The following is a 6,337-nucleotide window of genomic DNA, read 5'->3' on the forward strand; positions in this document are numbered from 1 at the left end:
GCGGCACCCACCGGGGGGGTCGCGGGGGAGGCGAGGAAGCCGATCTCGGTCACGGCGGGCCTGACGGGGGCCGGCGGCAGCCCCGAGGGGGCGGCGTGGGCGGTGCCGCCGAGCGGCCCGACACCCGTGAACAGGCATGACAGTGCCGCGGCACCGGTGATGAGCACTCGGCTCAGCCCGCGTCGCGAGGTCGGCTCCCACATAGGACCGACGGTCGGCGGCGCGGGATGCTCCTTCGGGTGCGCGCCGGGTGCAGATCCGTTGCCGTCGGCGCCGGGCCGTCCGGGCCGTCCGGATCAAACCTCCGTCGCGACCAGCCGAGCAGAGTTGATAACGTTCTGTTTGGGATGAATTGCTATTAGTGACGAGTCCCTGGGTCCTTGGGGGAGGATCCGACTGCCGAGGGGGGACATGTGGGGGGCAGCATGCTGAACAGCGGTGGGCGTCTCGATCACACCGCTTCGCATCCGTCGGACGACGCGTCCGACTCCGCGGACACCGCGGACGAGGCGGACGAGGCGGACGCGGTGGACACCACCCGGGCGATCCTCGGTCTCCTCGACGAGCGGCTGCGCGGTTCCGACGACGCCGGCGGGGCGAACGCGGACACCACGCTGCTCGCCGGTCTCCGAAGCGTACCCGGTGTGCTGAGCGCCGAGCTGCGGCCGGCCGACGCCACCCCGCCGGTGAACGGGGAGCGCCTGTGGCCCGCGGGACCCGGCCGGATGCTCGCCGTGACGCTGGCGGCGGGGTTCGAGGACCACGGCGTCCCCGAGGCGCTCTCCTGCCTGGCCGCCGCGCTGGACGCCGCCTGGCGCCGGGACGCCGAGAACCGCGCCGGCGACCCCTCCGACGCGGCGACGCTCGCCGCGGCGAAGACGGAGTTCATCTCCACCGTCGTCCACGACCTGGCCACGCCGATCACACCGATCCTCGCCTACGCGGGCCTGCTGGCCGACCCCGAGACCGGTCCGCTCACCGGCGACCAGAGCGAGTTCGTCAAGGTCATCGAGCGCAACGCCATGCGCCTGTCGGAGCTCCTCAACGACCTGCCGCTGCTGGCCGACCCCGCCACGACCGAGCCGGAGCTGCGGCCGGAGCGGGTCGACCCGATGGAGATGGTCCGCGACATCGTCGCCCAGTTCCGCCCCGGCGCCCTGCACTCCGGCGTCTCCCTGCGCTACCACGCCCGGCCGGCCCGGCGCTGAGCTGCAACACCGTCCGCATCCGCCGCATGCTCGACATCCTGCTGACGGCGGCGATCACCCGGGCCGCCCGGGGGCGGCCGTCGAGGTCGAACTCCGGCCCACGGTCGACGGGTGGCGGGCCGAGATCGCCTGCGTCGCCGCGGACGGCGAGGCCAGCCTCACCGACCAGGCCGCCGGGGCGAGGACCGGCCGGGGAGAAGGCGTGGCCGCGGCTCGGCATGGCCCGCGCCATCGTCGGCATGCACGGCGGCACGCTGCAGCTCGTCGAGAACGGCACGAGACGCTCAGAGGTGAGAGTGGAACTTCCATGGGAGCCCGTCCGCGACCGGCGGGGTGAGCGATGAGCCGCCTCCTGGTCGTCGAGGACGACGCCGACACCCTCACCGCCATCCAGGTGCTCCTGGGCCACGGCGGGCACGAGGTGATCCCCGCCACGGACGGCCGCAGCGGCCTGCGCCTGCTGCACCAGCACAAGCCGGACGCCCTGATCCTCGACATCGGCCTGCCCATCATGGACGGCTGGCAGGTCCTGGAGCGGGTCCGCGACATCAGCGACCTGCCGATCCTGATCCTCACCGGCCGCGGCCAGGAGCGGGAGAAGGTCCGGGGCCTGCGCGCCGGGGCCGACGACTACCTGGTCAAGCCGTTCTCCCGGGCCGAGCTGACCGCCCGCGTCGAGGCGCTGCTGCGCCGCGCCGGCACGGCCTCCTGGGCCGAGGACGTCTACGACGACGGGGTCATCCGGGTGGAGCCCGCGACCCGGACGGTCTTCGTCGAGAACCAGGAGATCCACCTGACCCCGACCGAGTTCCGCCTGCTCAACACCCTCGTACGGCACGCCGGCAACGTGCTGAGCTCCTCCCAGCTGCTCTCCCTGGTCTGGGACGACCCCACGGGACTCAGCCCGGAGCGGGTGAAGTTCGCCATCCTGCGCCTGCGCCGCCGCCTCAACCCCGACACCTCCAACTCGTCCATCGAGGCGGTCCGCGGCGTCGGCTACCGCTACCGCCCCCCGGCCCAGCACCAGAACGGCAAGGACACCCTCTCCGTCCGCCGCTGACCATGCCCGTGTCCGGGCCCGTCAGGCCCGGACACGAGCGGGACGGACCGCGCCTGCTCCCGCACCGGCCCGCCGCCGAACGCGCCGGCCACGACCTCCAGCACCACCTCCTGCACATCCCCCGGCGTCGCATCCGGCCGCCCGACCTCCGGGGCCCGCGGGCGGCGCCCCCGCTTCACCTGCTCGGCGTACTCGTAGCGTCATCTCGTCCCACGCTCCGGCTGGCGGGCTGGTCATCTGGAGGCGCTGTGGGGGGAGCGTAGCCGCACATGGTGGACAACCAGCGCTGGTCCCGCACACATCGCCGTACTGAGCGCCACCCGGTTCCACCTCTCCTACACCCCGCGTGGAGTGGCCTACTTGCTTCAGCGGCTTACAGGTCGTTCCAGGTACCGGCGGGCTGGGCCGCCCGGCGCGACGAGATGCAGGTCGCCACCTGGGTCAAGCAGACCTGGCCCGCGATAAAAGCACCCGGGCGGCCTGGGACTCCTGGCTCTGCTTCGCCGACGAGTCCAATCAGAACCTGAGGCCGCCCAAGAGCAGAACTTGGGCACGGCGGAGCCGCACGCCGACTCAAATCCCTGTAGTGCTGGCTCGACCTGCTGGACGAATTTATCGCCGAGACCGAACTCATAATCTCCGATCCAGGGTAACCCAGGCTTTCTTCCTAGACAGAAGAAGCACAAGCAGCTACGCGAATATCGCCTTTCAGAATCCCTTTAATCCTTTGGCCAAAATTGAAAAGTATAAACCTCTAGATCAAAAGGAGGAGATTCAAAGTCGCCATCCCTCACCTCTCTAACTTTATGCATATAAGCAGAAACGTTCCACGAGGTTTCCCGCCTCCCAAGATCAAAGTCAAACTGAAACCCCATATCATCTGAACCGCTCAATCGAATCTCACTGGAGATGAAACTTAAGCTACCCTCCCAGCTCTTATCCCAGGATTCTGGAGTGTCCGGAACCCCGTCCCATAACTCAAACCACACAGTAACGGATTGGCGGCGCCGAAAATCAATTAAAATGATTGCACCATTCTCTGCTGGTGTGAACCACTCGTCTTCCGCTACCTCCATTCGCCATGGTCCCGGCGCATTTATTTCCGCATTATCGACTCCTTTGTCGACAATGGCGAACCTGTCGTAGGGAACTTCTACAACATCCCTAATGAAAGCCGTCTTAGATGCCATTTTCATCCTTTGATGATATAGTGGTTTAGTGGAGTTGGGCCCGCCTGAAATAGGCGGGCCCAACTCCACTCGATGAGTTCCTAGTTTATTTTAACCCAGAACTCGTCTCCTCTCAATATTCTATTATTAAGGAACCATGCATTCAAAATAGTTCCATGCTGGCTATTTTGCGTAGCATCGACTAGCTGTACCGAATAAAAGTGATCCGGGTCAGCATAGGCTGCCCCCTCGTTAGTCGCCGCGAATGGGAACTCGTCACAGGCCAGGCCCTCCTTCCCCCAGCCCTTCCTCTCTCTGAACTCGATATCACACGTATGGTCCTTCGCCCCGTTATTCGCCGCCTTTCTTTTCCCGTTCATAACTCGAGTTAGAGGGTCGTTAGGACTTCCACCAGGGAGGTTTTTGAGTTGAACCGCGTCCGGGAAAGTCCGGCCTCCCGGCTGAGGCGCCGTCGTGGAGTTACGAGCTAGGGCGCCCTTAATATGATCGTACATATCAGGGAAACTTACTCCCTTATTATTTTCATCGCTCCTTGCCATCGAAAAAGCGGGCACCGCATTCAGGTGAACACAGCCTCCACCATTTCCATTGTGATATTTTTGTCCCGGTGAAGTGTCGCAACGAACAGTGACTTTAAAGTCTTCGGCGACCGCCACTCTCTTCTTTACAAAGAAACGCGTGTCCTTTGCTACGAGATGAAGCTCTATAGCGCATTGCCCGATTTTATCCGGAGCCTGGGATTTCGCGTTAGGCTCTTGGCGATTGGACTGGAAGGACTCTACCCTCTGCCATTCCTTATTATCCGACTTCCATTCGCCGATCGTACGGAACCCCGTTCCTTCCTGCCTCACTCTCCCGCACTCAGGAGATTCAGCTGGAGTATACATATCGGCGGTTTCTATGGGGAATTCCAGGCTAACCCCATCCATGTCGCCAGACTGTGAGTCGATAGTCACGTGCTGGGATACTTCGAACTCGCGAATGTCTTGCCTGGGTGCCACCCTGACAAGAATTCGACCACTCACATTTCCGGCCACGCTCCCAATGATGGAATACCGAGTGGCCCTCCACTTCTTCTCGACACAGTAGGAGAACCGATTCTTCGAATACCCTGTTTTCTTAATTGTCTCACTATTTGCTCTGCACTCAGAATAGCTCGCAGGAGGTATGCCATCCCCATTCATTGGCAATATGTTCTTTACCGGCGGCGGAGCTAGTGCACTGGAGAAGGCAGTCGCGTTCTCCTGAGAGAACAGTCTTTTACTGCTTGAAGCCGTTGATAGGTTTTTCCAGTCTGACCACAAGCTGGAGACAGCACCCGCGGTAGCACGAGCTCGCCAACGAACCTTCCAACCGTTGGCTAGTTTCCTATCTGGCACCTGAATACTTCCCACAGAACCGGAGGGGACGGTTGTGGTTCCGGACCAGATCAGCCCCTTGCCCTGCGACGGCGACTTCGGGTCATGCTCGATCTCGACCTCAACGGCGGAGTGCCGCTTCAGCGGGTCGGACACCTTGACCAGGAGTTCCGGCGTCGTGGTCGGCACCAGGGCTGCGCCGTCCTTAGCCTCCAGCGAGCGTGTCCACACCTTGTCGACGGACGGCTTGGCACTGCGTGCCTCCGCCAACGGGGATTCCGGTCCGGCCTGCTTCTCTGACGTGGAGCTGCTGAACCCGCTGGTGCAGGCGCCTAGATCCCGCCAGCCCCAGCCGTTGCCGGTGCCGGGCTCCTGCCGGGACTGGAAACGGTCGAGCGGGATGGACTCCCAGGCGTGACCGCGGTGCTTGACCTGGGTGCCGACCGGATAGCTGCCGCCGCTCGTCCAGGCCGGAGCGGTACGGCACGCGGACGGTTCTGTCGGGGTCGGGATCTGCTGCTCGATGGAGAACGACCATCCGTAGGAGCCGTCCATGACGTTGCCGGCGGCGTCCTTGGCGCCGCTGACCTCGGCCCAGTAGTAGAAGTCCAAGGGCTGGTTGGGGGTGAACGTCAGCACGGTGTTTCCGGCGTCCATCGTTGTGCTGCCCGGGACCTCCGTCTCCTCGAAGATGTCGGTCAGGGAAAGACGGGCGTCGGTCACCGGTTCGCTGAAGGTCACCTTCACCTGGGCATCGGCCGGGGCATCCTCGGTGCCGTCGACCGGCTCCACCTTGAGGATCGTCGGTGGCACCGTGTCCGGCTCAGGGGTGGGCGTTGCGGTCGGCGTCGGGCCGGGGTTGACGGTGTCGGTGTAGGTCACCTTCAGCACCGGCGGGTGTCCGTCCGACCCCTGATCCTCGGAAGCGCGGTAAATGCGATGCCTTTGGTGGGCGTATCCGATCTCTGTGAGACGCCGGGCCGTGGAACGGGTGCGGGCAGTCGCCCCGTCCCGCAGACGGTCGCGGCGTCACGGCGGACCCGACGCGTGCTGATCAGCTCGTCGGCGGCGACTCGTTGGCCGCTGCCCGGCTGCCGATTGCCGTCAGCGTGGCGATTCGGGCGTTATGTTCATATTCGACCTTCTCCTGTCGATCGTTCGGCGAGGAGCGCCGTACCGGCCGTTCCTGTCCCGACCGGCGGCCTTCCCCGTGCGGCGGGCCGAACGCGTCAGGAGTCCCCAGGTGAGAGGCCGCGCCGGTCAGGTGATGCCGGCGGTGTTCGCGCTGGCCACAGCCTTCGTCGTGCTCGTGGTGTCGGTGCTGTCCACCGTGGCCGAGCTGCGCCCCCGCGCGGCGGCCTCCGGGCCCGCGCCCCACCCGGCGGCGACGGAGGTCCCGGCGGCCGGGACCGTGCCGGAGGACGCGCCCGGCGACGGGCCGGACGGGCCAGGCGGGCTCAAGGTGACGATGGACGTGCTGTACGCCGACGGACCGGCCACTGAGACAGCCGACGGGTCGGC

Annotated in this window: 5 protein-coding genes; 3 read left to right on the forward strand and 2 right to left on the reverse strand. The window is 65.1% G+C overall.

The window, feature by feature from the left end; all coding sequences use genetic code 11:
- The first annotated feature begins 425 nt into the window (after window positions 1-425).
- Together ACWJ6R_RS20385 and ACWJ6R_RS20390 are read left to right on the forward strand one after the other, a co-directional pair.
- Window positions 426-1,208, forward strand: coding sequence for a sensor histidine kinase (locus ACWJ6R_RS20385; RefSeq protein WP_449063760.1), 783 nt, complete (start codon window positions 426-428; stop codon window positions 1,206-1,208).
- A gap of 340 nt (window positions 1,209-1,548) precedes the next feature.
- Window positions 1,549-2,268 (forward strand): response regulator transcription factor, encoded by a 720-nt coding sequence (locus ACWJ6R_RS20390; protein ID WP_068903954.1) that lies wholly within the window; start codon window positions 1,549-1,551, stop codon window positions 2,266-2,268.
- 719 nt (window positions 2,269-2,987) lie between these two features.
- Here the strand turns inward: ACWJ6R_RS20390 and ACWJ6R_RS20395 are convergent.
- Both ACWJ6R_RS20395 and ACWJ6R_RS20400 read right to left on the reverse strand, forming a co-directional pair.
- On the reverse strand, window positions 2,988-3,458 hold the full coding sequence (locus ACWJ6R_RS20395; protein WP_449063761.1) for a hypothetical protein: 471 nt from the start codon (window positions 3,456-3,458) through the stop codon (window positions 2,988-2,990).
- An 80-nt stretch (window positions 3,459-3,538) separates the two neighbouring features.
- Window positions 3,539-5,707 carry an Ig-like domain-containing protein gene (locus ACWJ6R_RS20400; protein ID WP_449063762.1) on the reverse strand — a complete coding sequence of 723 codons (2,169 nt, stop codon included), beginning with the start codon at window positions 5,705-5,707 and terminating at the stop codon, window positions 3,539-3,541.
- A 352-nt stretch (window positions 5,708-6,059) separates the two neighbouring features.
- Here ACWJ6R_RS20400 and ACWJ6R_RS20405 point away from each other — a divergent pair.
- The coding region (locus ACWJ6R_RS20405) for a hypothetical protein (RefSeq protein WP_449063763.1) at window positions 6,060-6,337 on the forward strand (278 nt) is incomplete at its 3' end.

The organism is Planomonospora algeriensis (assembly GCF_977012225.1).